This window comes from Paenibacillus apis, from assembly GCF_018333295.1.
In the GTDB taxonomy this organism is placed as follows: Bacteria; Bacillota; Bacilli; order Paenibacillales; family Paenibacillaceae; genus Fontibacillus; species Fontibacillus antibioticophila.
On sequence record NZ_BORS01000011.1, the window covers coordinates 174385 to 200150 of the forward strand.

Sequence of the window (25766 nt, forward strand, 5' to 3'; positions counted from 1 at the left end):
GGGAATTATTTTGGCCGATCAATCCTACGGTCTGAGGTTTGATATTTATGAACGCGTACACCTGGGAGAGAACGTTGCCGGCATTGAAGAGCTGGAGGAAATGGAGCTGGTTCCTAGAATCCAGGTTATTCCCGGAGAGGACTATGCTTCGCTGCGCGGGCATTTGCTCCTGTCGGGCGTATACAGCGGCGGAGAAGGCACACATCAACTGGAGCATTGGATTCCGGTTGAAATTACGATACCGCTGAGCCGGGTTGGCAAGCTGGAGGACATTGCCGTCGAGATCGACAATTTCGATGTCGATCTGCTTAGCTCAAAAAGCTTAAACATAACCGGTGTTCTCTCATTGCACGGCGTAGAGTCTGCGTCACGGGATGACAGCAGTGATGAGTGGAAGGAACGCGAATTCACAGCTGCCTATGAGCCTGCTGCAGATGTTAATGAGCAGGCGGTTCAGGAATCGTTGACCGATTGGGGCAGCGGATTTCAATCGGGAGAACTGGAGCGCAGCTATACGGAGCATTTCCGGAATTGGGAACAGGAGGCGCAGCAGACACAGCCAGGTCAGGACGAGCAGGCTTCCCCGTTATCATGGAATGACGAGGAATCGCCTCTGTTTAGCCGGGCTGATTTTGCGGACAAGAAGGCAGCCTCTGCTTCAAGCTGGAACGAGCAGGAGACGGATGAGGATGATGATCGGGAGATTGCGCAAGAGGTCGAGCTGGAATTTCATCCGTTGACGCCAGCTAGTGACCCGACCGATGAAAGTCCCCAGGAGCATTTGGACAGGGAGAGAGAGCTGCAGACGCAACCTGCTTTGTCTGATAACGAGCCGGAGAGCGAGCCTGTGATGGCTTATGTAGAACCTATTCAAGAGGAAGCTCCTGCCCCGATTCATGAGGCGCTTCCTAACGAGGAACTGGACTTGGAGCCCGAAATAGAAGAGAACGCAGCCCCGGCACAAGAAGAGAAGAAGGAAATGAAAATTGCTCTTGGCAGCAAAAAACCGGAAAAATCTGCGAACGAAGGGCACTTCGGGCTGAGCAAGCTGCTGAAGGGGAAACGCCAGACGGCAGAGGAAATACCGAGTGAGCAGGCACTGGCTGAGCTGAACTCTTTGGCTGATGAAGGAATTTTAGAGGAAGAAATAAGATGGAAAAACCTGTTCATCAGAAATGTTGAAGAACAGACGCCTTTCCGCAAAGTGAAGCTGGTTATCGTGCAGCGGGAGGAGACGCTGGACGAGATCGCAGACCGATATCAGCTTAGCTCCCGTGAATTGCAACTATACAACAGACTCTCGGAAAATCACCTTGCCGAGGGACAGGTGCTGTATATTCCATAGGGTAATGGGGTCGTGCCATAGCGCACGACCTTTTTGCTGTTATGGACCCAATGATTCTGCGTGCTGGGGGCAACGTATGAAGTGTGCTTACGATCGCTGTTGCTCGCGGATTTCTCTTATTGTAATAAGTTCTGACAAGGAAGAAATCCACTCGCAAAGGCGACCACTCCGAGCGTATGCTCTCGATGCAGCTTTCTTTCAGAAAGCTTTTACTGCACCAACCTTCACACTTATACCCTTTAAGTCCATTTTTTCCAATCCAGGTTGACTACCGTATGTATTCAGGATATTATGATAAAGATAAATATTGGATAACATATAAGGCAATGACTTGGATTGGGAGGAGTAGGCAGTAAGCCCTTCAGAGAGCGGATGGATGTGCTGGGAATATCCGCAGGATGCTGCTGGCCGAAGTCGCCCGGGAGTCGCCCGTTTCACCCGCAGCATGAATGGCTGCGAATAGAATGGGCCGGATCGCACCCGTTACGTGTATGAGTGTTACGGATACGCTTCCGGTATTTCTATGATTGCCTGAGGGCATGAACAGGAATCTCTAGGGATGCGTTGCTGTAAAACAAAGGTGGTACCGCGAAAGCAAAGCCTTTCGTCCTTTGAGACGAAGGGCTTTTTTTGTATTATTAATTTTGTTGACGGAGGCTTGGAAACATGTCAGATCAAAATCATCAATCATCTCAATCGATGTCGGCCGACATGCCGACGACCTATGATCCGAAAGCCGCAGAACAGAAATGGTACCGGTACTGGATGGAGGGCGGTTTTTTCAAGGCGGGTCAACGGCCGGATGCAGAACCATATACAATCGTGATCCCTCCGCCGAATGTTACCGGCATACTTCATATGGGGCATGCGCTTGATTTTACCTTGCAGGATATTCTGATCCGCACTAAGCGGATGCAGGGCTATGACGCGCTTTGGCTCCCGGGTTCAGACCATGCGGGAATTGCCACGCAGACGAAGGTGGAGCAGAAGCTGCGCGAGCAGGGCGTGACTCGTTATGATCTGGGCCGTGAAGCATTCCTGGAGAAGGTGTGGGAATGGAAGGAGCTTTACGCAAATACAATCCATGAACAATGGGAGAAAATGGGTTTTTCATTGGACTACTCCCGCGAACGCTTTACTTTGGATGAAGGATTATCCGAAGCTGTACGGGAGGTGTTTGTTAAGCTGTATGAGAAGGGTCTGATCTACCGCGGAAAATACATCATTAACTGGGATCCGGCGGCGCGGACAGCCTTGTCGGATATTGAAGTTGAATATAAAGAAGTGAATGGTCACCTGTACCATTTACAGTATCCGCTAAAGGACGGCAGCGGCTCCATTACGGTAGCTACAACCCGGCCGGAGACCATGCTTGGGGATACCGCGGTTGCTGTTCATCCGAAGGATGAACGTTATCAAGACCTGATTGGTAGAATGCTGGTACTGCCTTTGACCGGACGCGAAATCCCGATTATCGCGGATGATTATGTCGAGAAGGAGTTCGGAAGCGGTGCGGTAAAGATTACGCCAGCTCATGATCCGAATGACTTTGAGGTTGGGTTGCGTCATAACTTGCCCCAAATCACTGTGATGGATGAAAGCGGAACGATGAACGAGGAAGCCGGCAAGTATCAAGGTCTGGACCGTAGCGAGTGCCGCAAGCAAATCGTCAAGGATTTGCAAGAGCAGGGCGTGCTGATTAAAATCGAGGATCATGTGCATCAAGTAGGCCATAGCGAGCGTACGGGAGCAGTAGTAGAACCCTATCTTTCGACACAGTGGTTTGTAAAAATGCAGCCGCTGGCGGAAACAGCTATCGATGCTCAAAAATCAGGCAAGGGTGTAAAATTCGTCCCAGACCGGTTTGAGAAAACCTATTTGCATTGGATTGAAAATGTTCGCGACTGGTGTATTTCCCGTCAATTGTGGTGGGGCCACCGGATTCCTGCCTGGTATTGCGATGCGACAGGTGAAATGGTCGTTGCGCGCAGTGAGGAAGAAGCTCGCGCCAAGCTGGGACGCGATGATCTGAGACAGGATGAGGATGTGCTTGACACCTGGTTCAGCTCTGCGCTCTGGCCGTTCTCAACGCTGGGCTGGCCAAATGAAAGCGCCGAGGATTTCAAGCGTTATTTTCCAACAAATGTGCTCGTAACGGGGTATGATATTATTCCGTTCTGGGTATCACGGATGATCTTTACTGGGCTTGAATTCACACAGCAGATTCCATTTAAGGATGCTCTTATTCACGGGTTAACCAGGGATAGTGAAGGACGCAAGATGTCCAAATCCCTCGGCAACGGCGTGGATCCGCTTGAAGTGATCGACAAATATGGCGCTGACGCGATGCGTTATATGGTTTCAACCAGCAGCACACCAGGACAGGACCTGCGCTTCCATTGGGAACGCGTGGAGCAAGCCCGCAACTTTGCGAACAAGATCTGGAATGCTTCCCGTTTTGCCTTGATGAACCTTGAAGGCGTGACTATAGAGGATATTGATATCACGGGTGATTTGACGACAGCGGATCGCTGGATTCTTCACCGTATGAATGAGACAGCACGGGAGATTACCCGTCTGATTGATGCATATGAGTTCGGAGAAACCGGACGTCAGTTATATAACTTCATCTGGGACGATCTGTGTGATTGGTATATTGAATTTGCTAAGCTCTCGCTGTATGGTGAAGATGCGGCGGCAAAAAAGAAAACCCAGTCCGTACTCGCCTATGTACTGGATCGGACCCTTCGCATGATTCACCCGTTCATGCCGTTTATTTCCGAGGAAATATGGCAGCATTTGCCGCATTCTGGCGATACGATCACTTTGGCCGAATGGCCGAAGTATGATCCGGTCTTTGAAGCTCCGCAGGCTGTAAAGGAAATGGGGCTGCTTATGGACATCATTCGTGCTGTTCGGAATATTCGGGCTGAAGTGAACGTGCCGATGAGCAAAAAGATCGATCTTCTGGTTAAGCCAGTTTCAGCAGAAGAACTGCGTATCGTGGAGAATAACGCACACTACATCCGCCGCTTCTGTAATACGTCGGATTTTGGAGCTTCTCTGGATACGGTGGTTCCGGATAAAGCCATGACCGCTGTGGTGTCCGGTGCTGAATTGTATCTGCCGCTGGCGGGACTGATCGATATCAGCCAGGAAATTGCCCGTTTGGAAAAGGAAGCGGAACATCTGAACAAGGAAGTTGAACGGGTAGAGAAGAAGCTTGCCAATGAAGGATTTGTCTCCAAAGCGCCTGCTAAGGTGATTGAAGAGGAACGTGCCAAAATGGCGGATTATTCTTCAAAGCGTGATATCGTTCTTGCCCGGATCTCTGAGCTGAAGGGATAGCAGGTGACAGATATGGAGGCAAGCAATCAGAAAATCGAAGCAGCACTGCATAGCTATAGCGAGGCTGTTAACTGGATTAACGGACTGATCCCCTTCGGGGTCCGTCCGGGCCTGGAACGAATTGAGCTGTTGATGGAACGGCTGGGCAATCCTCATCGCAGACTCAAATTCATTCATGTGGCCGGGACGAATGGCAAGGGTTCTACCTGTGCCTTTTTAACGAAAGTTTTGCTGGAGTGCGGATACCATACAGGGACATTCACTTCCCCCTATATTACCAAGTTCACAAACCGGTTTCAGTATGATGGAATGGATATTCCGGAAGAGACGCTTCTGGCTCTATCCAACCGTCTGCTGCCTCTCGTAAAGGAAATTGCGGAGAGTGAGTTGGGGTCCCCAACGATGTTTGAGGTCAGTACAGCCATAGCTATCCTTTATTTTGCCGAGGTGTGCTATCCGGATGTGGTGGTATGGGAGACAGGACTTGGGGGAAGGATGGATGTTACTAATATCGTAACCCCGATTGTCTCCATCATCACCAATATCGGGTTTGACCATACCGATGTGCTGGGAGATACGATCGAACTGATAGCCCGTGAAAAGGCGGGAATCATTAAGCCTGGGGTTCCCGTAGTCAGTTGCGTGGATCAACCGGAGGCGATTTCTGTCATTAAAGAGCAGGCAGAGAACTGCCGAAGCTCACTTTATTTGCTGGGCGAGCATTTTCAGTTCGAACGGATATCTGTTCACCAGACGGAGCAGCAGATAAAGTTCCAAGGACCATTTCGGGAGCTGGAATTGAGTCTCACGATGGCAGGAGAACATCAATGCCGGAATGCGGCCGGGGCCATGATGGCGCTTGAGGTACTTCGTCAATATCTGGCGTTTGTGCTGGAGGATGATTCATTGGAGCGTGGATTCAGGCTTACCAGCTGGGCTGGAAGGCTGGAGATGGTGTCTTCCGAGCCTCGAATTGTGCTTGATGGGGCTCATAATCCGGAAGGAGCAGCCAGCCTGGCCAAGGCGCTTGTTGATTCTTATTCGTACAGAAAGCTGAATTTGATGATGGGGATGCTGTCCAACAAGCATCATCGTAGTTACTTGCAGCATATATTACCCATAGTGGATACACTTATACTGACCGAGCCCGATTTCAGGCGCAAGCTGGATACCGATTCCCTGTTAAGTCTTGTAGAAGAATTGAAGGCTCTGTATGCCAAGCCGGGTTTGGAAATCATCGTGGAACGTGACTGGAAAGAGGCGCTCGTCCTGCTCGAGTCGCGAACGGAACCGGAGGATCTTGGGGTAGTCACCGGCACGCTATATATGATTTCTGATGTGCGGGCAACCCTTCTGCATCAAACCGATTCTGAAAAAGGCTGGTGACTTGTAAATTGGTAAATTTGACTGAACAACATGTGCATTTTATTGGTATCGGCGGCTATGGGATGAGCGCCATTGCCCGTGTGATGCTGGAGATGGGGTATACGGTTACCGGCTCCGATGTGGCATCCCAGGAATTAACTGAGAAGCTTGCGGCAAAGGGGGCAAAAATCTATATTGGCCATACGGCGGAGCAAGTGCACGGGGCCGATCTGGTGGTGTATTCAACGGCGCTGCCTAAGGACAATGTAGAACGGGTCGAGGCGGAAGAGCAGGGGATTCCGATTCTTCATCGCTCGCAAATGCTCGCCCGGCTGCTTAATGAACGTCTTGGTGTGGCTGTCGCCGGAGCCCACGGAAAGACAACGACTTCTTCGATGATCGCGCTGGTGATGGAACAGTGCAATACCGACCCAACCTATATTATCGGCGGGGAAATTATGGATATCGGTACGAACGCGAAGGCTGGAAAAGGTAACTATGTGGTAGCTGAAGCGGACGAAAGTGACGGCTCCTTCCTGCAATATCATCCTTACCTGGGGGTAGTTACGAATATCGAGGCCGATCACCTTGAAAATTATAATGGAGATTTCGGTAAACTGAAGGAAGCTTATGTCCAGTTTCTGAATCAGATCAAGCCCGAAGGCAAAGCCGTGGTGTGCGGTGATGACGGAATCATTAATGAGCTTCGCCCGCAGCTTGCCTGCCAGGTCATTACGTACGGCATTGATGAACCGTGCGATTACTCAGCCGAGGAGATCAGGCTGGGCGACAGACAGGTCTCTTTCACCATGAAGCATGGCGCTGAGACCCTGGGCACAGTAGAATTGTTAGTGCCGGGCAGACATAACGTTCAAAATGCGATGGCAACCATCATTGTATGCCTGGAAGCAGGGATTCCATTTGCGGACATTGCCCGTGGAATCAAGGGTTTTCATGGTGCTAAGCGCAGATTCCAGGTGCTGGGTGAAAAGAATGATATCCTTGTAATTGATGATTATGCGCATCATCCGACAGAGATTCAGGCAACGATTGCCGCAGCCAAGGCTACAGGCAAGCGAATTATTGCTGTATTCCAGCCGCAGCGCTATACACGAACCTTCTTCTTGCTTGACGCTTTCAGCAAAGCGTTTGGTGAAGCGGATGAAGTGATCATTACGGATATTTACTCTCCGGCTGGCGAGAAGCAGATTGAAGGAATCCATTCTTCCAAGCTCGTTGATTTGATCAAGGAGAACAGCAACCCGGCTGCGAGATATTTGCCATCCAAGCAGGACGTGCTTGCCGATTTGCAGAATCGTCTTCAACCGGGGGATCTGGTGCTGACGATGGGAGCAGGAGACATCTGGAAGGTAGGCAAGGAACTGGGGCATCGGCTTAGTTAATCGGATACAAGCATGTAATCTCAAGAATACGGAAAAACACCTCGTTTCCAAAGTCATTTGGAAATGAGGTGTTTTAATTTATTGTTATTCAGCAACTCAAGACTATCCTGTAAATTGGAATCTGACGACTTCTTATATGCTCATAATGCGGTATATAAGAAGAGCCTTATGCATCATCCGGCAAGATGTTCCTTCTTAGGCTTACATATGAAGCTGCGATGTAGATAGCAAAAACTGCAAAGAATATGGCTAGCGTTGCGCCGACAATCATAAAAATCTGAGCGATATCCTGAAACACCCCAGGATCAAAAGCAAAGCAAAGAAAAAAGATGAAGATACTGCTGATTACCGCAGCGGGAATTATGGGCAGTATGTAATATACTGCAAGTTGCCTGCGAAGTGCGCTGCTCAAATATTTTCTTTCAGCACCCAGCATATGAAGGACAGCATATTGGTTCTGATAGCCTTTCATTTCGCTGAGGATCTGGATTGCCAGAACGGTCGCTGAGACGATCAACAGCACCAGCGCCACATAAAACAGCGGAAAGATGATGACCGCGTATAACGATGCGTTCTGCTCCTTTACAACTTCTTTGGAGTAAATCATATCGTAACCGGCATAGCGGTCGGTTTCATGCCGGTGCATGCGTATCATGTCCAGAGCCTCATATTCCGTCATGGTGACAGGCTCATCGGTCATAGCTGCATAGGCACTGTGAGAAACAGGCAGAGCTTCTGCAATTTCATCAGGCACAACAAGAATAAATCCGCTGCCGTTTCCATTCCAGTGCTGCTGGGTAAAGGTCTCGTAATATACCGCGCGCTTGAGCAGCGTTCTGTCGCCGATCCGCACAGCTTCGTTATATTGTGCTAATGGCTTTGCAAGATAATCCAGACACTGGATGATATATTCTCCCTCCGGCAACGTAACTTTGTGATATCCAAGCATATCCCTGAGTCTGGTGTAGTCTGAAAACGCCATTACGGTATCGTAATCATAAGCACGGAAGTTATCCCGGTAGGGATCGACATACCGTGTTACAGAGTCGCTATCCTGCTTATAAATATTGTATTGCCATTGGCTTGTTACATTAAGGTTCTCATCGATATATATTTTATATTCGGAAAAATCCGCTTTTTCTTCTGAGCCTATATAGATACTATGAGAGGTTTCAAGTTCCGCATTTCGCATAAAAAGATGGTTGAAGGACAAGCCTGTTCCCACTGCAATCAGCGTTGCGGTTAGCAAGATAGATATAACCGATAGCGTAATTCCCATGCTGCCAACCTTGGAGGCAAGAGAGCGAAAGACGTAAAGGGTATTACCGGAGTACTTCTTTCGCTCATGCTTTTTAAAATAGGCGGATATTCCGGAAGAAAAGCTGATGTAGAAGGTAAACAGGAAAAAGATGATGGCGAAGGCACCGATCAGGCTGAATGTTGCATCATAGGTGATCAGCAGGCCGATTCCGACAATTCCGCTAATCACTGAAGCGACGAAGAGCCTCCTGCGTTTTTTGCCGTCGGTGGCAAGCTCTTTCTCGTTATATTGATCCATATAAATCAGTTCGCTAATTTTAGATTTCCTGATTTTTCTTCGATTCAAAAAAAGCGCCACTATGAAGATCAACGCGAAATAAGCAAAGGTGAGCAGCGTTGCGGGCAAGGAAAACTCATAGCTGAAGTGGTACTGTATCTCATATAAACGCAGCAGCATCGCCCGAAGCCCCTGATACAGGAGATTCCCGGTGAGCAAACCAATTAGCAGAGCCACCGCCCCGATGATCAGGTTTTCCAGAAAAAACAGGTTGACGATTCTTTTTCGCTCGATGCCAAGCAACAGGTAAGTGCCGAATTCCCGGCTGCGGCGTTTCATCATAAAACGCATGGTGTAAAAGACAAGCCAGCCGATGATGCACACAACCACAAAGCTCGCGATGCCAATCATCAGTGTCAAGGTGTCTAAAAGTTTGGAGAGGCTTCTGATTTCTTGTGAGAAAACAAGGGAGTTAAAGGAAAAGATAAGTGTTGCGGCGATGACAATGGTAATAAAATAAATGAGATAGTCCTTCATCTGCCGGGTAGCATTGCGCAGAGAGAGTTTAGAGAGCATCGCCAGTGTTACCTCCCAGAACGGAGAGAACATCCAGAATTTCGTGATAAAATTCCCTACGCGGTTTATCGTCCCGATACAACTCATTAAAAAGCCGCCCGTCCTTTAAAAAAAGAATGCGACGTGCATAGCTGGCGCTGAACGCGTCATGGGTCACCATCAGAATGGTGGCGCCGTTTTCCCGGTTAATGTTCCCCATCAGCTCCAGCAGGTTTTTTGATGATTTTGAGTCCAGCGCTCCCGTGGGTTCGTCGGCCAGAATCAGGCTTTGACCGAACACCATGGCGCGGGCGCAAGCACAGCGCTGCTTCTGGCCTCCCGAAACCTGATATGGGAATTTGGAGAGGATATCATCTATTCCAAGCTGCTTTGCAACGCTTGCAACCTTTTCCTTCACCTGCTCGGGCGGATATTCGTTTATCGTCAGAGTGATGGCGATATTTTCTTCAATTGTCAAAGTATCCAGCAGATTGAAGTCCTGAAAGACAAAGCCAAGCTTTTCCCGGCGGAATCTCGCCAGTTTTTCTTCCGGGATTTGGGAGATGTTCTTATTGTCCAGATACACATTTCCCGCGCTTACTGAATCAATAGTGGAGATGCAGTTAAGCAGTGTGGTCTTTCCTGAACCAGACGCTCCCATGATAGCGATGAATTCGCCGTCCTCTACGTCAAAGCTGATCCGGTCCAACGCTTTTGTTACGTTATTTCTACTGCCGTAATATTTTTCGATCTGTGAAACCTTCAGCATAATTCACTCACTCCTTCCTCCATTATAATAATGAAGAAGAAGTTTTTGGTGTAGCGATATTTCTTTCCGTTATCTTTCATTATCGTAAGATAACGGTCTGGGAAAGCAGAGGGAAATTGCCGTATATTCGTTTTCTCTTGAATCAGCCTCCCAATATACGCTCAAGGATTCGGCAAGCTTCCGGCAAAGATACAGCCCCATACCTGTAGATCCGCCCAGTGCGCGGCCGTTGCTACCTGTGAAGCCCTTGTCAAAGATACGCCGCAGCTCCGATGCGGGAATGCCGATACCGTTGTCTTTGACCATTAGTCTTGTTTTCCCGTCGGATTCTTCCGCGCAGATATGGATTACCGGCGAATCGGTTCTGTATTTGACAGCGTTTGATAAAAGCTGTCCCAGCATAAATTCCACCCATTTGCCGTCGGTATAAACGGATTTGTCCAGGTTTTCAGTTTCAATCCTCACATTGTTCTGCGTCAGTAAGAAGCGATACTTCGACAGTGCCTTCTTAATGATGTCCGCAAGAGAAGTCTCTTGTATAATAAAATCCTTCTCTATGCAATCAAGTCTGGCATAGTAAAGCGTGCGTTCCACATGACCTTCAATAATTGCGAGCTGGGAGCGGATTTTCCGACTGGTTTCAGATTTGTTGTTTTCGCAGATAAGTTCAACTGCCGTAATAGGAACCTTGATCTCATGCACCCAGTTTTCAATGTATTCCCGATAATCCCGCTGTTTTGCCTCTGCGTCGGACACAGCTTCTATCATGGACTTTTCGGCAAGCCTGAAAAGCCCGAAGATTTTGCGCCCGACATAGCTATTTGGCTTGGGCGAGCATTCCATAATAAGATATTTTTGCTCTAGACCTTCCATAATGGCCTCCAGCTCACGGAACTGATTTCTTTTCCTAAAATAATCAGCCGCAGTCAGCATGCAAAGGCCGACTGCCCATACGATCAGGATAATGGAAACGACCCCCGAATCGGTTCCCGTCACAAGCAGGAAGGTGGAGAGCATCAGCATGCAAAACAAATGCAGCAGCAGGGACATAAGCCGGTCGTGCAGAAATCCCCCGATTTTCATATTTTATACCCCAATCCGCGTTTTGTTTTAATATAGTCCGGAAGTCCGATATTGTTCAGCTTGCCGCGCAGGCGTGTAACATTAACGCTAAGGGTATTGTCGTCAATATAGACCTGGTTGTTCCACAGATATTCGATCAAGTCGGGACGGGAAATGATCTTGCCGGGTGTTTTCATTAGGCAAAACAGAATTTTTGCCTCGTTTTTCGCTATATCCGCACGCTGTCCGTCGTGTTCAATTTCCCCCTTGGATAATGAAAGGGTCAACCCATTCGCTGTCAAGGTGTCTTTTTCGGTCTGGCTGCTCCTGCGAAGGAGCGCTTGGATACGGGCCAGCAGAATCGGAAGGTCATAGGGTTTGGAGATAAAATCGTCGCCGCCGAGGCTCAACGCCCTTAGCTCATCCATGGAGGTGTTTCTGCTGGTGACAAAGATAACCGGGATTTGAGATGTTTTCCGAAGTTCCATGCAAATACGGTAGCCATCCTGTCCTGGCAGCCCAATATCCAGCAAAATAAGGTCAGGCATGGTTCTTTCAATCTGTGCCTCTGTATACACAAAATCATCAATAACTGCCGTATCGTATCCCGCATTTTGCAGCAGAATGACAAGCTCATCGCTTATGCTCTTCTCGTCCTCCACTATCAGTATTTTAGCCAAGTTCTCACCGTCCTCTGTTGTATCCTTTCTGCTCCCGTCGAAATTAGAAGGAATAGCCAAGCATATCACCCGCAAGAGCACCGCTGAACGGTGGGACGGCGAACTCGCGGCCCTGTTCAAGCGCCTCTATAAGGACTATGCACTGGGACATATTCCCAGCAAACACTTCCAATTGCTCTCCTCAAAGTATACCACTAACAGGGGAAGATTCGGGGAAATCTTCCAAAGCTGGAGGCACTTTGTCCCTATGCTACCTCGACATAACGGAAGGGCGCTTCTTGGATTTGCTGGAAAACTTCCGGACTGAAGCCACAAATCAGCCCTGCAGATGGGTATGGGGGTGTCCGGAAATGACAAGCCCGGTTGTTTCATGGCATATATCAACGCGAACACTCATATTGTAGTCCTAGAAGAATGGACAAGGAGCGTGCGGAACGTGAACAATGCCAAGATGACATTCCGCTTTAATGAGCAAGAGAGGGAAATGCCGCGTCAATCGATGCAGGAGCCCGTCAGGAGGAGTAACCCTCCCGAAATTTTGAATTCGTCCGCGGAAAATTTGGATTACGTCCGGGCAGATGCCGATGACGAGTGGCTGACCTATGGTCACCGCTCAGATCGAGAACCAGACCGAGAAATCTATAGAAATGCAGACTCTGTGCCTGTATATCAGACGATTGATCAAACAGAGGAATGGGGGGACCCCTTTGCCGACTACACCTCAACGGGCGGGATAGTATTGCCATCCTATAGCAACAATCACAAGAATGCTCCTCGCCGGACCTCCTGGTGGAAAGTAGCAGGCTCTGTGACAGGAGCTATCGTGACAGGAGGCTTATTCGGGGTGGTAGTATTATCCATGTTTAATCAAGAACTGACCTTGCCACTCCCCGGTGCTAATGTCCCGGTGCAATCAGCCGCGATCCAGGATGCTGGCATTCCGGTGATGGGGAGTATTGAAGAGGAGTTCTTGCTACCCGCGGAAGAGGAAATGCTGGTCAATATCGCCTTGCCCCAGCAAACCTATCATTTCCTGCAGTATGGCGTATTCAGCTCGGCTGGGGGAGTGGAATTGGCCCAGCAGGAGCTGAAGGAATCCGGAATTGCTGCGGCAAGAGATACGGTGGATGAGAAAAGAGTCTACGCCGGGGTTTCCTCGGATCGTGAACAAGCCAAGCTGTTAAGCAGTCAATTGAAAGCGACCGGGGTTCACCTGATCCTGCATGAGGTAACATTGCCTTCATCGGCAGAGGTTCACTTCGACGGGGATGTGACAGCGTTGGAGCACTATCTAGCCCAAAGCGCGGAGCTGGTTGAGCTGCTAAGCTCGTTATCAGCTTCCCGATTAAGTGAACTGTCTCCATCCGCATTGTCGGATGAGGAGGTTGCGGAATTGGGAGAAAAGCATCAGTTATGGACGGAGAGCGCAGCCGCGGTTCGAGGGAAGCTGCCTGATAGTCTTGCTGAGGGGAATATCGTGCTGGAGACCTCGATGAACAGTGCGGTGGAGGCGGTCCATGAGTATCACAAGAAGAATGCGAAGACACTGCTTTGGGAAGTCCAAGATGAAATTATGAGGTTTGTTCTGGAGGAGTACAAAATGATGGGCCAAGGGACTCCGTAGACTTATCTGGGTCTTAAGAACGGCATAGGGCTGGTAATATTCCCCTTGCCGTTTTTGTGTTTGTATTGGGGCATAAATAACCTTATAATAATGAAGTGTCAAAAAATGGCGAGGTTGACAGCTGGAATCTGTCGAATCCGAAGGAGGACCTTAATGAATACTGCAGCGCGGCATATTATTCTCGCGTCCACGTCACCGCGTCGGCGTGAACTTGTCGCATCGTTGAATATTCCTTTTGAGGTGATCCCTAGTCTGGCGGATGAGCACTATGAAGCAGCGTGGAAGCCGGAGAAAATCGTTATCGAATTGGCTAAACGCAAAGCAGAAGCTGTATACCACACACTCGAAAAAGAACAGCGAACCGGAGTTATTGTCGGAAGCGATACAATTGTTGTCCGTGACGGATACATACTGGGCAAACCGGCGAATCAGCAAGAAGCAGCGGATATGCTGAGGTCGCTTCAAGGACGCAGCCACGAAGTATACTCGGGTGTCGCTTGCGTTGACAGTGTGACAGGGAAGAGCCTTGTTGATTACAGAAAAACAATTGTTTGGATGAGAGAATGTTCAGAGATGGAAGTATTGGCTTATGCGGCCACCGGCGAAGGTCTTGATAAGGCCGGAGCCTATGCCATTCAGGGATTGGGCGCGACGCTTGTTGCCAGCATTGAGGGTTGTTATTTTAATGTTGTCGGCTTACCCTTGTCTTTACTCGGCGAGATGCTTAAAACCTTTGGGATAAACGTTCTCTGAGGTAATAGGAAGAGGTAAAGCATATCCTTCCGAAATCATGTTTGTTAATAATGATGGAGGGATATGAATATGACCAATTCAACGGCTCTAGCTATGCTTAGAGACATTCCTGGAGAGGATCGGCCAAGAGAACGAATGCTGGCCTCCGGAGCAGGCGCATTAAGCCTCAGTGAACTGCTTGCGATTATTCTGAGAACGGGTACACGCCGGGAATCGGCACTGCATCTGGCTCAACGTTTATTGCAAGAAGCAGGAGGCATCAGAGGGATCGTCGATTTAAGTCTGGATGAACTGATGGAGATCAAAGGAATCGGCCCCGCGAAGGCGGTTCAATTGAAGGCCGGGATCGAGCTGGGGCAACGCCTTGCGCGGACAAGACTGCCTGAAGCACATGTGATTCGAAGTCCGCGAGATGCCGCGGAATTGTTGATGGAGCAGCTTCGGTATTTGCAGAAGGAGCATTTTGTGTGTCTTTTTTTGAATACAAAAAATCATGTAATTGCTCAAGAGACCTTGTCGATCGGAAGCCTTAACGCTTCGATTGTTCACCCGCGCGAGGTATTTCGTGCGGCGATCAAATGCAGCAGCGCCTCAGTTGTCTGTGCTCACAATCATCCGAGTGGTGATCCGACGCCAAGCCCGGAGGATATTCGCATGACGGAACGACTGCGTTCTGCCGGCGAAGTGATCGGCATTGATGTGCTGGATCATATCGTCATTGGTGATGGTGTATTCGTAAGTTTGAAGGAGCAGGGCATGATGTAATATAATAGATTAGATGCAGAAGGAAAGGGAGATACAGCATGTTAGGTGGTTTCACGAAGGATTTAGGAATTGACTTGGGGACAGCTAATACACTTGTATATATTCGCGGTAAAGGCATTATCGTCAGAGAGCCTTCCGTAGTCGCAATTCATACAGATACTAAGAATATTGTTGCTGTTGGCGAATCGGCCAAGAAGATGATCGGCAGAACTCCGGGAAACATCCGGGCGATCCGTCCGATGAAGGATGGCGTTATTGCTGACTTTGATACGACGGCTACGATGATCAAATACTTTATTCGCCAGGCACAGAAGCAGCGCTCGCTGTTCCAGCGTCATCCAAATGTGATGGTATGCGTGCCTTCCGGCATTACAGCGGTAGAGCAGCGCGCCGTAGAGGATGCTACCAAGCAGGCTGGCGCCCGCGAGGCCTATACGATTGAAGAACCGTTTGCCGCTGCAATCGGGGCGGATCTTCCTGTCTGGGAGCCGACCGGAAGCATGGTTGTCGATATCGGCGGCGGAACGACGGAAGTGGCTGTGATCTCCCTCGGGGGGATTGTTACCAGCAAATCGGTCAGAGTAGCTGGTGACGAAATGGATGATTCCATCATTCAGTATATCAAGCGTCAATATAATTTAATGATTGGCGAGCGAACTTCCGAGCAGTTGAAGATGGATATCGGATCCGCATTGGCATTGGAAAAGGTAGAGACACTGGAAATCCGCGGGCGCGATCTTGTATCCGGCCTGCCGAAGACGATTACGATTACTTCGGATGAAATCTCCGAAGCGCTAAGCGATACGGTGGGAGCCATTGTAGAAGCGGTGAAGGTTACCCTTGAGAAGTGTCCGCCAGAACTCGCTGCGGATATTATGGATCGCGGGATCGTATTGACTGGCGGCGGAGCACTGCTTCGCAATCTCGACAAGCTGCTTGCAAGTGAGACGGGAATGCCTGTTATTGTGGCGGAGAATCCGCTGGATTGTGTCGCAATCGGCACAGGCAAAGCCCTGGATAATATTCATATGTTCAAGTCGAAGAGCAGTTCGGCCCTGCGCTCCAAGCGGTAGACGCTGCGGTGCGCAAGTACCTTTAGATGAAAGCGGCGCCGCCTTCGGGCGGCCTGGCCGTTTTTTCTCATTTTTATTACGCAAGGTTGGAGGGTGCTAAAACTGTTTAAGCTGCTTAGCAACAAACGTTTGTTTATTATGCTCATTGGACTCATTTTGTTTATTGCGGTTATGGGATTCACCCTCGGACCAAGAACCAGCCTGTCCTGGCCGGAGAAATTCGTTAAGGACACGGTTGGTTTTGTGCAATACATTTTTTATAAGCCCGCTGGCGCAATAGCGGGCTTCTTTGAAGATATCTCGAATCTGCGTAATCTTCAGAAGGAAAATGAAGAGCTGAAGATTGCGCTGGCCCATTACACCCGGGACAAGGCCCGATTTAACTGGATCGAGCAGGAGAATGCCCGGCTGCAGAAAGACCTGGACTTCACGAACGCCCAGAAGGAGCAGTATAACTACACCTGGAAAATCGCCCATGTGATTAGCGTGAACGATGATCCGGTAAACCGGACGATTGTGCTTAATATTGGCGGGCGTGAGGGGGTTAAGGAAGGCCAGGCGGTTCACTCGGTGGAAGGGCTGGTCGGCGTGGTGAGCCATGTTAGTAATTTCACCTCCACCGTGAAGCTGCTGACCACCATGGATGCTCGGGATCCGAATTCTAATGGGATTGCGGTAACTGCACAAGGGAAAGAGAATGAAGTATTTGGAGTCATCGAGACCTATGATCTGTCTAGCGGAACCTTCCAGATGAGCCGCATCGAAGATCCGAAGCCGCTGGCTAAGGATGATTTAATTGTATCCTCGGGGATTGGGGGCGTCTTCCCTCGCGGTATGATTATCGGTAAGGTCCTGGATATTCAGGTTGGCGAATACGGACTGACTTATACAGCTACGGTTAAGCCAGCTGCAAGCTTCACGGATTGGAAGGAGCTGTTCGTCGTGTTCGAACCGGAGGCGGAGCAGGAGTGATAAAACGTAAATATGTTTTGATACTGCTGCTGTTCGTTCTGTTTATTATGGAGGGGACGATCGTCCCTTGGCTTGTACCTTCTTCTTGGGAGACAAGGATTACTCCGCATTTCGTGTATATAGCCATTATATTTTTCTCTGTTTACGAGAATCGTCATACCGGACTTGTACTCGGTCTTGTGTTCGGCTTGCTTCATGATGTTGTTTATTATGGCTCCATGATCGGCGCCTATTCTTTTGCAATGGGGCTGTCTTGTTACTTACTCGGACTCTTGTCCCGCTCCAGACAAGCCCCTCTGCCGCTTCTCATGATTTTCGTGCTGCTCGGCAGTTTGCTGCTGGAGACGATCCTGTACGGGAATTACAAGCTGTTCGGGCTTCTGCACGAGCCGCTCTCTTGGGCGATGCTGCATCATGGCATCCCTAATACACTCGTTCAATTTGTGTTCGCGCTCGCCATTTATGTCCCTTTGCGCAAGCAGCTGGAGATCATTACGAAACGGCGCAAGCCGGATGAGAAGTCCTGATTTAGCGATATTCGTTACAATCCAGCAGGAACTTTCCGCCCTCTGCACGAATTGAATAAGAAGGAGGGACAGGCTTATGACAGTGAAATCGAATCACGTGACGATCAAGGGCATCAAGGATGGCCTGGTTTTCCTGCTTGACGACAAATGTGAATTCAACTTGCTGCTTGAAGAGCTGCGGTATAAATTAGAGCATAGCCATCAGAACATTTTGACCGGACCCATCATTCATGTCGATGTCAAACTGGGGACCCGGAATGTGACAGAAGAGCAGAAGCAAGCTATTCTGGATATATTGGGACAGAAGGGCAACCTGCTTGTTCGCTCGGTCGAAGCACCTGAGCCGGAGACGGCAGATGAGACGAACGGGCTGACCACAATGAGTGGTATTGTTCGTTCGGGACAGATGCTGCATCATGAAGGCAATCTTTTATTTCTGGGAGACGTTAATCCTGGCGGAACGATATGCTGTACCGGTGACATTTTTGTGCTTGGCTCTCTTAGAGGCATGGCGCATGCGGGCTTCGGAGGTCAGGAGGAGGCGGTCATTGCAGCCTCTTATTTTGCTCCTACCCAGCTGCGGATTTCGGAGACGATCAGCAGGCCGCCGGATGAGTGGGAGAACCGTGAGACAAGCATGGAATTCGCTTTTTTACAAGACGGGAAGATGCAAATTGATAAGATCACGAATATTTTTCGGGTCAGACCGGATTTTAACGTATTTAAAGGGGTGTAATCAATGGGAGAAGCTATCGTTGTCACCTCCGGTAAAGGCGGTGTCGGGAAAACAACTACCTCCGCGAATATCGGAACTGCACTTGCTCTGCTGGGGAAAAAGGTTTGTCTGGTCGATACGGACATTGGCCTGCGCAATCTTGATGTTGTGATGGGGCTTGAGAACCGGATCATATATGATCTTATTGACGTGGCCGAGGGACGCTGCCGCTTGCAGCAAGCGCTTGTAAAGGATAAACGGTTTGATGAATTGTATATGCTTCCGGCTGCACAGACGAAGGATAAGAATGCCATTTCGCCGGAGCAGGTCAAGGATATAATTCTGGAGCTGAAAAAAGAGCATGAGTACATCATTATCGACTGCCCGGCCGGTATCGAGCAGGGCTTCAAGAATGCTATCGCCGGAGCCGATCAGGCAATTGTCGTAACTACACCGGAGCATGCAGCTGTTCGTGATGCCGACCGGATTATTGGCCTTTTGGAGAGCTCGCATGTGCATTCTCCCAAGCTGATCGTCAACCGGATTCGGACGAATATGGTCAAGTCTGGCGATATGCTGGACATTGAGGATATCCTGCAAGTGTTGAATATCGACTTGATCGGTATCGTGCCGGATGATGAGTATGTGATTAAAGCTGCGAACTCGGGTGAACCTACCGTGATGAATCCGGAATCACGGGCTGCCATCGCCTATCGGAATATTGCCCGCCGCATTCTTGGAGACACAGTTCCTTTAATGCTGCTTGACCAGAAGCCAGGCATGTTCAAACGCTTCAAAAAGTTTTTCGGAATGGGTTGATCGTGATTGTTCTTTAAATTAAAAAAGTTGGACTGGGTAATGGTAGGCATCCTTGGCATATTTATGGTACTTAGTACCCTGCTCGTCCGCAGCGCGATCGCTCCTTACGAGAACCAGTTTGTCGACTATGATATCAAGACGCTTGCCTTTTATATCGTTGGCTTTATCGTCGTGTTTGCCATGTCTTTGGTGGATTACCGATCACTGCTTAAATATAGCTGGTACATTTATGGCGGGGGCTGCCTTATGCTGGTCCTCGTCTACTTGTTTGCTCCCGAGATCAACGGTGCTCGCAGCTGGTTTACGCTTCCGGGGAAACTTCAGTTCCAGCCGGCAGAGCTGGTCAAGATTATCCTGATCTTGATGACCGCTTATTTGCTCGGAGAACGCGGGGGGAAGCCTCTTCGTTTTCGCAGGGATGTGCTGCCGATCGGCTTTATAACGCTGATTCCATTTATTCTAGTGCTGATTCAGCCCGATCTTGGCAATGCGATCATTTATCTCATTATTCTGGTAGCGATGCTCTGGATCGGAAATACGAAGTACACCCATGTATTGATCGGGCTAAGTGCTGTAGTGGCAGCGCTCATTCTGTTTGTGACTTTGTTTAACAACTATAATGCAGATATCAAAAGCTATTTGGAAGAACACAATAAGCAGCACTGGTATCAGCGGATTAATACCTTTATTAACCCGGAGCAGGCAACGAACGATGACAAGCATCAATCCACCTATGCCAAGATTGCGATCGGTTCTGGCGGTCTGCTGGGCGACGGTTATATGCAAGGGGAACTGAAGAACAAGAAGTTTGTGCCCTACCCTTATTCGGACTCCATATTTGTTGTGGTGGGAGAAGAATTCGGTTTCCTGGGATCCGCGTTTCTGCTGCTCGTCTACTTTTTGTTCATTTACCGGATGATCCTGATTGCGTTGCATTGTATCGATAAGAGGGGCGCTTATATCATCGTCGGAATTGCCGCGATGTTTCTGTTTCAGATTTTTGAGAATGTCGGGATGATGATAGGTCTGATGCCTATTACGGGGATCACCCTTCCTTTTATTAGCTACGGCGGAACATCCTTGCTCATCAATATGCTCTGTATCGGACTGGTGTTTAGTATTAAGCTGCATCAGGAGAAGTACAAGGTAGAGTAGAATGACAGGAGTGGACGGATAGCTAGCAGTTTGGCGTATCGAGATCTTCAGCAGCAATGAAGACCTTTCAATGCGGCCGGCTGCTTTTTTTGTACTCTCAAATCCGCTTATCCTCAGCTCGGTCAGAGGCTCATATTATGGTCAAGCCGTTCATACATTTATAGCATGAGACAAGACCGGGAGGGTGCTTGGCATGGATGTGAAAATGAACGTCAAAAAACGCCGTGAGGAACGGATCAGACAGCTGACATTAGGTGAGCTGGCGAAAAGTCAGGCCTATAGAGGAGCGGATGTACAACCAGCATGGCGTGCGGAGCAGACTGCTGGAAGCCGGAGCGTGCAAAAATTGCCGCTGCATGAACAACCGGATCAGGAGGAGCCTGACCCGGAGCTCCTCTGGAAGCGTGGACAGGGAAGATGGAATGAGTTGAATGATTCCGGTCACGGAAATAATGAACTTCCGGGTAAGGGGCGTCCAACGTATTGGACGAGACTGTTTCTGCGCATCCTAATTAGTGCGGTACTGTTCTTATCCATTTGGGGGATGAACCGTTTTGAGCCCGAGTGGGCTTTTCCTATCCGCGTCTTCGTGGCGGAGTCCTTATCTACTGAAATGGATCTCAGTGCTGTCGAGGCTTGGTATGAGCAGATGTTTGGAGGTGCTCCCTCGTTCATTCCCATCTTTCAGCATACCGGAGAGAAGGGAGTTAAGGTGGGGAGCTCTGCCAGCTTTATAGCCCCGATCGAAGGGACATTGGCAGGCCCCTTTGCGCTTAGTCTAAAGGGCGTAGAAATTGTGGCGGTTAGCGATTCGTTGCTTGGAGAACAGGTTAAAGTCGTAGAGACGGGGCGAATTCTTTCTGTGAATGAGGATGCACTTACGGGCATCACGGTTACCGTCCAGCATGCCAAAGGATATGAATCCGTTTACGGACGGTTGAAGCAGGCATTGGTCAGCAAAGGAGACTGGGTGGAAATCGGAGATTCGGTCGGAGTCCTGGAGGGTTCCGGGAGCAGCGTGCCTCCAACGCTTTATTTTGGCCTGAAAAAGGATGGCCGCTACATTGACCCTGCGGATGTGATTCCGTTTGATTAGATGGGGAGGCATCAGCTTTTCATTTCACCCGCTGTTTGTTCTTGTCATGCTGACCTCCGTATTTACAGGACATTTTCTTGAATTATTTGCGCTCTTTGCCATTGTGTTCGTGCATGAGCTTGGGCATGTAGCTGCCGCAAGATTATTCGGGTTGTCGGTGATCTCCGTTCAATTGCTTCCCTTTGGCGGGGTGGCAGTGATCGAGGACCATGGGGACTTGAGCTCTTCTCGAGAAATCGTCATTGCACTGGCAGGGCCGCTGCAAAATTTGCTCCTGATTATGATCTCGACCACCTTTCATGTGATGGGATTATGGGAGGGGGCTTTCTTTTTCTATTTTATCCAGTGTAATCTGTTGATAGCGTTGTTCAATCTCCTTCCGATTCTGCCGTTAGACGGAGGAAAGCTTGTTCAGGCCGTCTGTGCCATGTGCTTGCCTTATCACACGACCTTGGTCTGGACGCTGCGCATCAGCTTGGTTTTCAGTTCGCTTATGGTACTTTATGCCATGATGCCATTGCTGCTTGGAAAGGGAGGGCCTCAGCTTAATTTGCTCATGATCGGAGGCTTTTTGCTGTATTCGAACTATACGGATTATCGGAATATTCCTTATCGGTTTCTTCGCTTCTTAATGGGCAGGGAGGCTGCTTTTACTCGTCATTTGCTCCAGGGGAGCCTTGCTTACCCAATCATCGCGGAGCATTCGAAACCTTTGGATCAGATTCTACGTCTCCTTAGAAGAGAGAAGTATCATTTTGTTTATATTATGAATTCCCATGGAAAGATCTTTAGTGTCATTCCTGAACAGCGAGTTATCTCTTCTTACTTGCGGGGGGATCCCGGGGGCTGATCTGCCTCGTCCATGATATAATGAAAATGGTGTTGAGTCTGAAACACGAATTGAGGGTGAGATCAATGAAGCAATTGATTATTCACTGCGGTGCTGATTCCACCCGAATGGCGCTGATGGAGGATAACAAGCTGGTGGAATATGCAGCCGAACCATCGCAAAAACGCGGAATAGTAGGCAGTTTTTTTAAAGGCAAAGTCATGAATGTGATTCCTGGCATGCAGGCGGCCTTTATCGATATCGGCCAGAAGAAAAATGCATTCTTGTATATTGATGATGCTTTGCATCCTAATCTGGAGAAGCAGCCCAGACCAAAGCCCTCGATTACCGAGGTGCTGAAACCTGGAAAGGAATTGATCGTTCAGGTGGTTAAGGAGGCTTACGGCAATAAGGGGGCCAGAGTGACGACGCATTATTCCTTGCCCGGACGGTGGCTGGTCTATATGCCCTTTGCGGGTTATGCGGCGGTCTCAAAGAAGATTAGTCCGGAGGAGCTGCGAAGCAGGCTGAAGGATATCGGAGACGAGCTGCGGGAAGAGGAGGAAGGTCTGATTATAAGGACCGTGGCCGAGGAATCGGACACGGAATCCATTCAGGAGGATCTGCTGCAGCTCCGCAGTGTCTGGCAGAATATTATTGAGAAAGGCAGCCGCGTATCGGCCCCTGCGGTGCTTCATCAGGAACTCAGCATGGTTCAGCGTTTGCTGCGCGATGCTTACAGCCCCGAGACGGACGAGCTTATCATGGATTGTTCGGAGCAAGCCGAGGAGGCTTCGGCATTTCTGGGCATGATGCTGCAGAAGAGTCCTCCTCCTATTCAGGTATACCGGGGATCCGAGCCGATCTTTGATCATTTTGGCATCAGCAAGCAATTGGACAAGGATTTCCAACGAAAGATTTGGCTTCCCGGAGGAGGATATCTGGTCTGGGATATCACGGAGGCTATGACGGTCATTGATGTGAACACCGGCAAGTTTACCGGAGGAGAGGATCTGGAGGATACGGTATTTCAGACCAATCTGGAGGCAGCGGCAGAAATCGGGAGACTGGTTCGCCTGCGAGATTCCGGGGGAATTTTGATTATTGATTTTATCGATATGAGCCGGGAGGATCATCGTTCATCCGTATGTGACAGGCTCGAGCGGGCTTTAGCCGGTGATCGCATGCAGCATCACATACTGGGCTGGACCCGGCTTGGACTGCTGGAGTTAACGCGCAAGCGGATGAGGGAACAGGCCGTATTATGATCTGCAAATCAGTCGTTGCTTTTTAAGAAACCCCATGCTAGTATAGTAAGGTATGTGTTATGAGTTAGCCTTGTACACATGCTGCAACCGCTCCGATCGGGTATGCAAGTTCGGTGATGTAAGCATCATCGGCACCTGGATTAGGCGAGTCTGAGACATGAGGAGGTGCAAGCAAAGTGTACGCAATTATCGAAACAGGCGGTAAACAATACCGTGTTCAAGAAGGCGATGTTCTTTACATCGAAAAATTGAACGCTGAAGATGGCGCAAGCGTGACATTCGACCGTGTGTTGGCAGTGTCTAAAGGCGAAGGTTTGGTAACAGGAGCTCCTTTGGTTTCCGGTGCAAGTGTAACGGCGAAAGTCGAGAAGCACGGCAAAGGCCAAAAGGTTGTTGTTTACAAATACAAGCCTAAGAAGAACTACCACAAAAAGCAAGGTCATCGTCAACCTTACACAAAAGTAACCATCGAGAAAATTCAAGCGTAAGAGGGCGATCAGATGATCAGCGTCTCCATTTTGCGTGCGGATCGTAACACTATTACTGGCTTCAAGGTATCGGGTCATGCCGGATACGCCAAGTCGGGTTATGATATTGTATGTGCCGGTGTATCTGCGGTAACCGTAGGCACGGTCAATGCGATTGAAGCTCTGACGGGGATTCTGATGGATGCGGATATGAAGGATGGATTCCTGAGTGCCGATCTTCCAGGAGAGATAGAAGCAAATCAGGCGGAACAAGTACAATTGCTGCTTGCTTCGATGGTCGTTATGCTGCAAAGTATCGAAGGTTCATACGGACAGTATATTGAAATACACGATGCAACCAAGATTTGAAGAAGGAGGTAGATGGACAATGTTGAAATTGGATCTTCAGTTGTTCGCTTCGAAGAAGGGCGTAGGCTCCACGAAAAACGGACGCGACAGCATCGCGAAGCGCCTTGGCGTTAAACGTGCTGACGGTCAAACCGTTACCGGCGGAAGCATTCTCGTTCGCCAACGCGGCACGAAAATTCATCCGGGTACCAACGTGGGAATCGGTAAGGACGACACTCTGTTCGCGAAAGTGGACGGCGTTGTTAAGTTCGAACGTTGGGGTCGCGACCGTAAAAAAGTGAGCGTCTACCCGGTAGAAACCGCTCCAGTAGCGGCTGCAGTAGAAGCTTAATAGCTTGACTGACATGTGAAGCTTTCGAAATCCCTTGGCAGAGTGCCAAGGGATTTTTTTTGGAACATCATCAGGAAGGCGTTGTGAATTATTTTTAGCTTATTTGGGACAAGGTTTATGATATACTTTGTAGTTGTGAGGGTGGAAAGATCACCCAATTTGTTAGAGGAACGGGGAAACTCATGAAACATCGGTTAATGATGCCCGGTGCAGCTGTGTTGTTGTCCGTGGCCCTTCTTGTCTTAATGTATTTTATGCGTTCGCCTATATTCTACGCCCTGCTGGGGTTGTGCCTGCTGCTGGTATTTGCCGGGTACATCATTGTGGAACAGAGGAAAGCGGCTGAAGAGCGGAAGCAGCTTCTTGAATCCGTGCAGCGGATGGCTGCGGCAACATTGGGGCATCATCGCCATGATTGGATGAATGAACTGCAGATTCTATACGGATATATTCAATTGGGCAAATATGATAAACTGAAGGACTGTGTGGAAAGAATAAAAGAACGTATGGCGGCAGACAGCAAAATATCAAGACTGGGGATACCTTCGCTGGTCTTTTATTTATACTCCTTCCGGGAGATGAACGGTTCGATCCAACTGGACGTGCAGATTCAGGAGGATCTTACCCTGGGAGAGGCGCTTGCTCCGCAGGATGCCGAGCAATTTACAGAAGCGATTATGGAGACGATTCGTTTCTACCAGTACACAGGCCGCTCATCCTGGGGAGAGCTTCCCAAGCTAAGGCTTGAATTGTCGCGGCTCGGCGGAGAGATTGTTGCTGTCTTTGAACGGGAAGACTGTACGGCCGCTGATTCGGATACCCTATTACAGCGGTATTTGGAGGAATGGAAATACGGCAACGCTGTAACTGTGGAACTGGCGGATCCGGCACCGAATTCACTTCGGCTGCGTGTCGCCTGTGCAAACTAAAATGAGGTGA

At 49.2% G+C, this 25766-nt stretch carries 24 protein-coding genes and 2 other annotated features; of the genes, 20 read left to right on the forward strand and 4 right to left on the reverse strand.

Annotated features, from left to right (window positions below):
• Positions 1 to 10 precede the first annotated feature (10 nt).
• The 4 genes from KI362_RS16790 (at position 11) to murC (ending at position 7461) form a co-directional block, all read left to right on the forward strand.
• Positions 11 to 1345: a LysM peptidoglycan-binding domain-containing protein gene (locus KI362_RS16790; RefSeq protein ID WP_301628787.1), complete on the forward strand. Its 1335-nt coding sequence runs from the start codon at positions 11 to 13 to the stop codon at positions 1343 to 1345.
• 323 nt (positions 1346 to 1668) lie between these two features.
• Positions 1669 to 1960 (forward strand) — a binding site (T-box leader).
• Positions 1961 to 2011: 51 nt separating this feature from the next.
• The gene (locus KI362_RS16795) at positions 2012 to 4693 is read left to right on the forward strand and encodes a valine--tRNA ligase (protein ID WP_301628789.1); all 2682 of its coding nucleotides are present in this window, start codon (positions 2012 to 2014) and stop codon (positions 4691 to 4693) included.
• A gap of 12 nt (positions 4694 to 4705) precedes the next feature.
• Positions 4706 to 6079 (forward strand): bifunctional folylpolyglutamate synthase/dihydrofolate synthase, encoded by a 1374-nt coding sequence (locus tag KI362_RS16800; RefSeq protein WP_301628790.1) that lies wholly within the window; start codon positions 4706 to 4708, stop codon positions 6077 to 6079.
• Positions 6080 to 6087: 8 nt separating this feature from the next.
• Positions 6088 to 7461 (forward strand): UDP-N-acetylmuramate--L-alanine ligase, encoded by a 1374-nt coding sequence (murC, locus tag KI362_RS16805; protein WP_301628792.1) that lies wholly within the window; start codon positions 6088 to 6090, stop codon positions 7459 to 7461.
• A 166-nt stretch (positions 7462 to 7627) separates the two neighbouring features.
• Here murC and KI362_RS16810 read toward each other — a convergent pair whose 3' ends face one another.
• The 4 genes from KI362_RS16810 to KI362_RS16825 all read right to left on the reverse strand — a co-directional run bounded on the left by KI362_RS16810 (position 7628) and on the right by KI362_RS16825 (position 12064).
• On the reverse strand, positions 7628 to 9574 hold the full coding sequence (locus KI362_RS16810) for an ABC transporter permease (protein WP_301628794.1): 1947 nt from the start codon (positions 9572 to 9574) through the stop codon (positions 7628 to 7630).
• Positions 9564 to 10322, reverse strand: a complete 759-nt coding sequence (locus KI362_RS16815) for an ABC transporter ATP-binding protein (protein ID WP_044481750.1) — start codon at positions 10320 to 10322, stop codon at positions 9564 to 9566. The genes KI362_RS16810 and KI362_RS16815 overlap by 11 nt, the downstream gene beginning before the upstream one ends.
• Positions 10323 to 10391: 69 nt before the next feature.
• Entirely contained in the window at positions 10392 to 11405 is a 1014-nt protein-coding gene (locus KI362_RS16820) for a sensor histidine kinase (RefSeq protein ID WP_301628797.1), read from the reverse strand.
• A complete protein-coding gene (locus KI362_RS16825) occupies positions 11402 to 12064 on the reverse strand; it encodes a response regulator transcription factor (RefSeq protein ID WP_301628799.1) in 663 nt (220 codons plus the stop codon). Before KI362_RS16825 ends, KI362_RS16820 begins: the two co-directional genes overlap by 4 nt.
• A 436-nt stretch (positions 12065 to 12500) precedes the next feature.
• Between KI362_RS16825 and KI362_RS16830 the strand changes: the two genes are divergently transcribed.
• The 16 genes from KI362_RS16830 to KI362_RS16905 all read left to right on the forward strand — a co-directional run bounded on the left by KI362_RS16830 (position 12501) and on the right by KI362_RS16905 (position 25756).
• Positions 12501 to 13688: an SPOR domain-containing protein gene (locus KI362_RS16830; protein WP_301628801.1), complete on the forward strand. Its 1188-nt coding sequence runs from the start codon at positions 12501 to 12503 to the stop codon at positions 13686 to 13688.
• A gap of 153 nt (positions 13689 to 13841) precedes the next feature.
• Entirely contained in the window at positions 13842 to 14441 is a 600-nt protein-coding gene (locus KI362_RS16835) for a Maf family protein (protein WP_301628802.1), read from the forward strand.
• A 69-nt stretch (positions 14442 to 14510) separates the two neighbouring features.
• Positions 14511 to 15206, forward strand: a complete 696-nt coding sequence (radC, locus tag KI362_RS16840) for a RadC family protein (RefSeq protein WP_044481745.1) — start codon at positions 14511 to 14513, stop codon at positions 15204 to 15206.
• Between the two features lie 38 nt (positions 15207 to 15244).
• Entirely contained in the window at positions 15245 to 16279 is a 1035-nt protein-coding gene (locus KI362_RS16845; protein WP_301628805.1) for a rod shape-determining protein, read from the forward strand.
• Between the two features lie 93 nt (positions 16280 to 16372).
• Positions 16373 to 17251 (forward strand): rod shape-determining protein MreC, encoded by an 879-nt coding sequence (gene mreC / locus KI362_RS16850; RefSeq protein WP_301628807.1) that lies wholly within the window; start codon positions 16373 to 16375, stop codon positions 17249 to 17251.
• Complete coding sequence (gene mreD / locus KI362_RS16855) at positions 17248 to 17778, forward strand: rod shape-determining protein MreD (protein WP_301628809.1); 531 nt, start codon at positions 17248 to 17250, stop codon at positions 17776 to 17778. The genes mreC and mreD overlap by 4 nt, the downstream gene beginning before the upstream one ends.
• A 76-nt stretch (positions 17779 to 17854) precedes the next feature.
• Positions 17855 to 18514 (forward strand): septum site-determining protein MinC, encoded by a 660-nt coding sequence (minC, locus tag KI362_RS16860; RefSeq protein WP_301628811.1) that lies wholly within the window; start codon positions 17855 to 17857, stop codon positions 18512 to 18514.
• 3 nt (positions 18515 to 18517) lie between these two features.
• Positions 18518 to 19312: a septum site-determining protein MinD gene (gene minD / locus KI362_RS16865; protein WP_301628813.1), complete on the forward strand. Its 795-nt coding sequence runs from the start codon at positions 18518 to 18520 to the stop codon at positions 19310 to 19312.
• A gap of 6 nt (positions 19313 to 19318) precedes the next feature.
• The gene (locus KI362_RS16870; protein ID WP_301628815.1) at positions 19319 to 20467 is read left to right on the forward strand and encodes an FtsW/RodA/SpoVE family cell cycle protein; all 1149 of its coding nucleotides are present in this window, start codon (positions 19319 to 19321) and stop codon (positions 20465 to 20467) included.
• A gap of 193 nt (positions 20468 to 20660) precedes the next feature.
• Positions 20661 to 21563 (forward strand): M23 family metallopeptidase, encoded by a 903-nt coding sequence (locus KI362_RS16875; RefSeq protein WP_301628818.1) that lies wholly within the window; start codon positions 20661 to 20663, stop codon positions 21561 to 21563.
• Positions 21556 to 22413, forward strand: coding sequence for a M50 family metallopeptidase (locus KI362_RS16880; RefSeq protein WP_301628820.1), 858 nt, complete (start codon positions 21556 to 21558; stop codon positions 22411 to 22413). Before KI362_RS16875 ends, KI362_RS16880 begins: the two co-directional genes overlap by 8 nt.
• 65 nt (positions 22414 to 22478) lie before the next feature.
• Positions 22479 to 23660 carry an Rne/Rng family ribonuclease gene (locus KI362_RS16885; protein ID WP_301628822.1) on the forward strand — a complete coding sequence of 394 codons (1182 nt, stop codon included), beginning with the start codon at positions 22479 to 22481 and terminating at the stop codon, positions 23658 to 23660.
• A 75-nt stretch (positions 23661 to 23735) separates the two neighbouring features.
• Positions 23736 to 23822, forward strand: a sequence feature (ribosomal protein L21 leader region).
• 14 nt (positions 23823 to 23836) lie between these two features.
• The gene (rplU, locus tag KI362_RS16890) at positions 23837 to 24148 is read left to right on the forward strand and encodes a 50S ribosomal protein L21 (protein ID WP_044481735.1); all 312 of its coding nucleotides are present in this window, start codon (positions 23837 to 23839) and stop codon (positions 24146 to 24148) included.
• A gap of 12 nt (positions 24149 to 24160) precedes the next feature.
• On the forward strand, positions 24161 to 24496 hold the full coding sequence (locus KI362_RS16895) for a ribosomal-processing cysteine protease Prp (RefSeq protein ID WP_044481734.1): 336 nt from the start codon (positions 24161 to 24163) through the stop codon (positions 24494 to 24496).
• Between the two features lie 19 nt (positions 24497 to 24515).
• Positions 24516 to 24827 carry a 50S ribosomal protein L27 gene (gene rpmA / locus KI362_RS16900; protein ID WP_044481732.1) on the forward strand — a complete coding sequence of 104 codons (312 nt, stop codon included), beginning with the start codon at positions 24516 to 24518 and terminating at the stop codon, positions 24825 to 24827.
• Between the two features lie 182 nt (positions 24828 to 25009).
• A complete protein-coding gene (locus tag KI362_RS16905) occupies positions 25010 to 25756 on the forward strand; it encodes a Spo0B domain-containing protein (RefSeq protein WP_301628826.1) in 747 nt (248 codons plus the stop codon).
• The last annotated feature ends 10 nt before the right edge of the window (positions 25757 to 25766 follow it).

What these genes read in the sequence shown, in the direction of transcription:
- KI362_RS16820 (WP_301628797.1), bottom strand. Translation starts at nt 11,405, where the DNA reads ATGAAAATCGGGGGATTTCTGCACGACCGGCTTATGTCCCTGCTGCTG.
- KI362_RS16845 (WP_301628805.1), top strand. Translation starts at nt 15,245, where the DNA reads ATGTTAGGTGGTTTCACGAAGGATTTAGGAATTGACTTGGGGACAGCT.
- KI362_RS16895 (WP_044481734.1), top strand. Translation starts at nt 24,161, where the DNA reads ATGATCAGCGTCTCCATTTTGCGTGCGGATCGTAACACTATTACTGGC.
- KI362_RS16800 (WP_301628790.1), top strand. Translation starts at nt 4,706, where the DNA reads ATGGAGGCAAGCAATCAGAAAATCGAAGCAGCACTGCATAGCTATAGC.
- KI362_RS16815 (WP_044481750.1), bottom strand. Translation starts at nt 10,322, where the DNA reads ATGCTGAAGGTTTCACAGATCGAAAAATATTACGGCAGTAGAAATAAC.
- KI362_RS16835 (WP_301628802.1), top strand. Translation starts at nt 13,842, where the DNA reads ATGAATACTGCAGCGCGGCATATTATTCTCGCGTCCACGTCACCGCGT.
- KI362_RS16875 (WP_301628818.1), top strand. Translation starts at nt 20,661, where the DNA reads ATGGATGTGAAAATGAACGTCAAAAAACGCCGTGAGGAACGGATCAGA.
- rpmA (WP_044481732.1), top strand. Translation starts at nt 24,516, where the DNA reads ATGTTGAAATTGGATCTTCAGTTGTTCGCTTCGAAGAAGGGCGTAGGC.
- KI362_RS16885 (WP_301628822.1), top strand. Translation starts at nt 22,479, where the DNA reads ATGAAGCAATTGATTATTCACTGCGGTGCTGATTCCACCCGAATGGCG.
- KI362_RS16905 (WP_301628826.1), top strand. Translation starts at nt 25,010, where the DNA reads ATGAAACATCGGTTAATGATGCCCGGTGCAGCTGTGTTGTTGTCCGTG.
- radC (WP_044481745.1), top strand. Translation starts at nt 14,511, where the DNA reads ATGACCAATTCAACGGCTCTAGCTATGCTTAGAGACATTCCTGGAGAG.
- minC (WP_301628811.1), top strand. Translation starts at nt 17,855, where the DNA reads ATGACAGTGAAATCGAATCACGTGACGATCAAGGGCATCAAGGATGGC.
- minD (WP_301628813.1), top strand. Translation starts at nt 18,518, where the DNA reads ATGGGAGAAGCTATCGTTGTCACCTCCGGTAAAGGCGGTGTCGGGAAA.
- KI362_RS16810 (WP_301628794.1), bottom strand. Translation starts at nt 9,574, where the DNA reads ATGCTCTCTAAACTCTCTCTGCGCAATGCTACCCGGCAGATGAAGGAC.
- KI362_RS16795 (WP_301628789.1), top strand. Translation starts at nt 2,012, where the DNA reads ATGTCAGATCAAAATCATCAATCATCTCAATCGATGTCGGCCGACATG.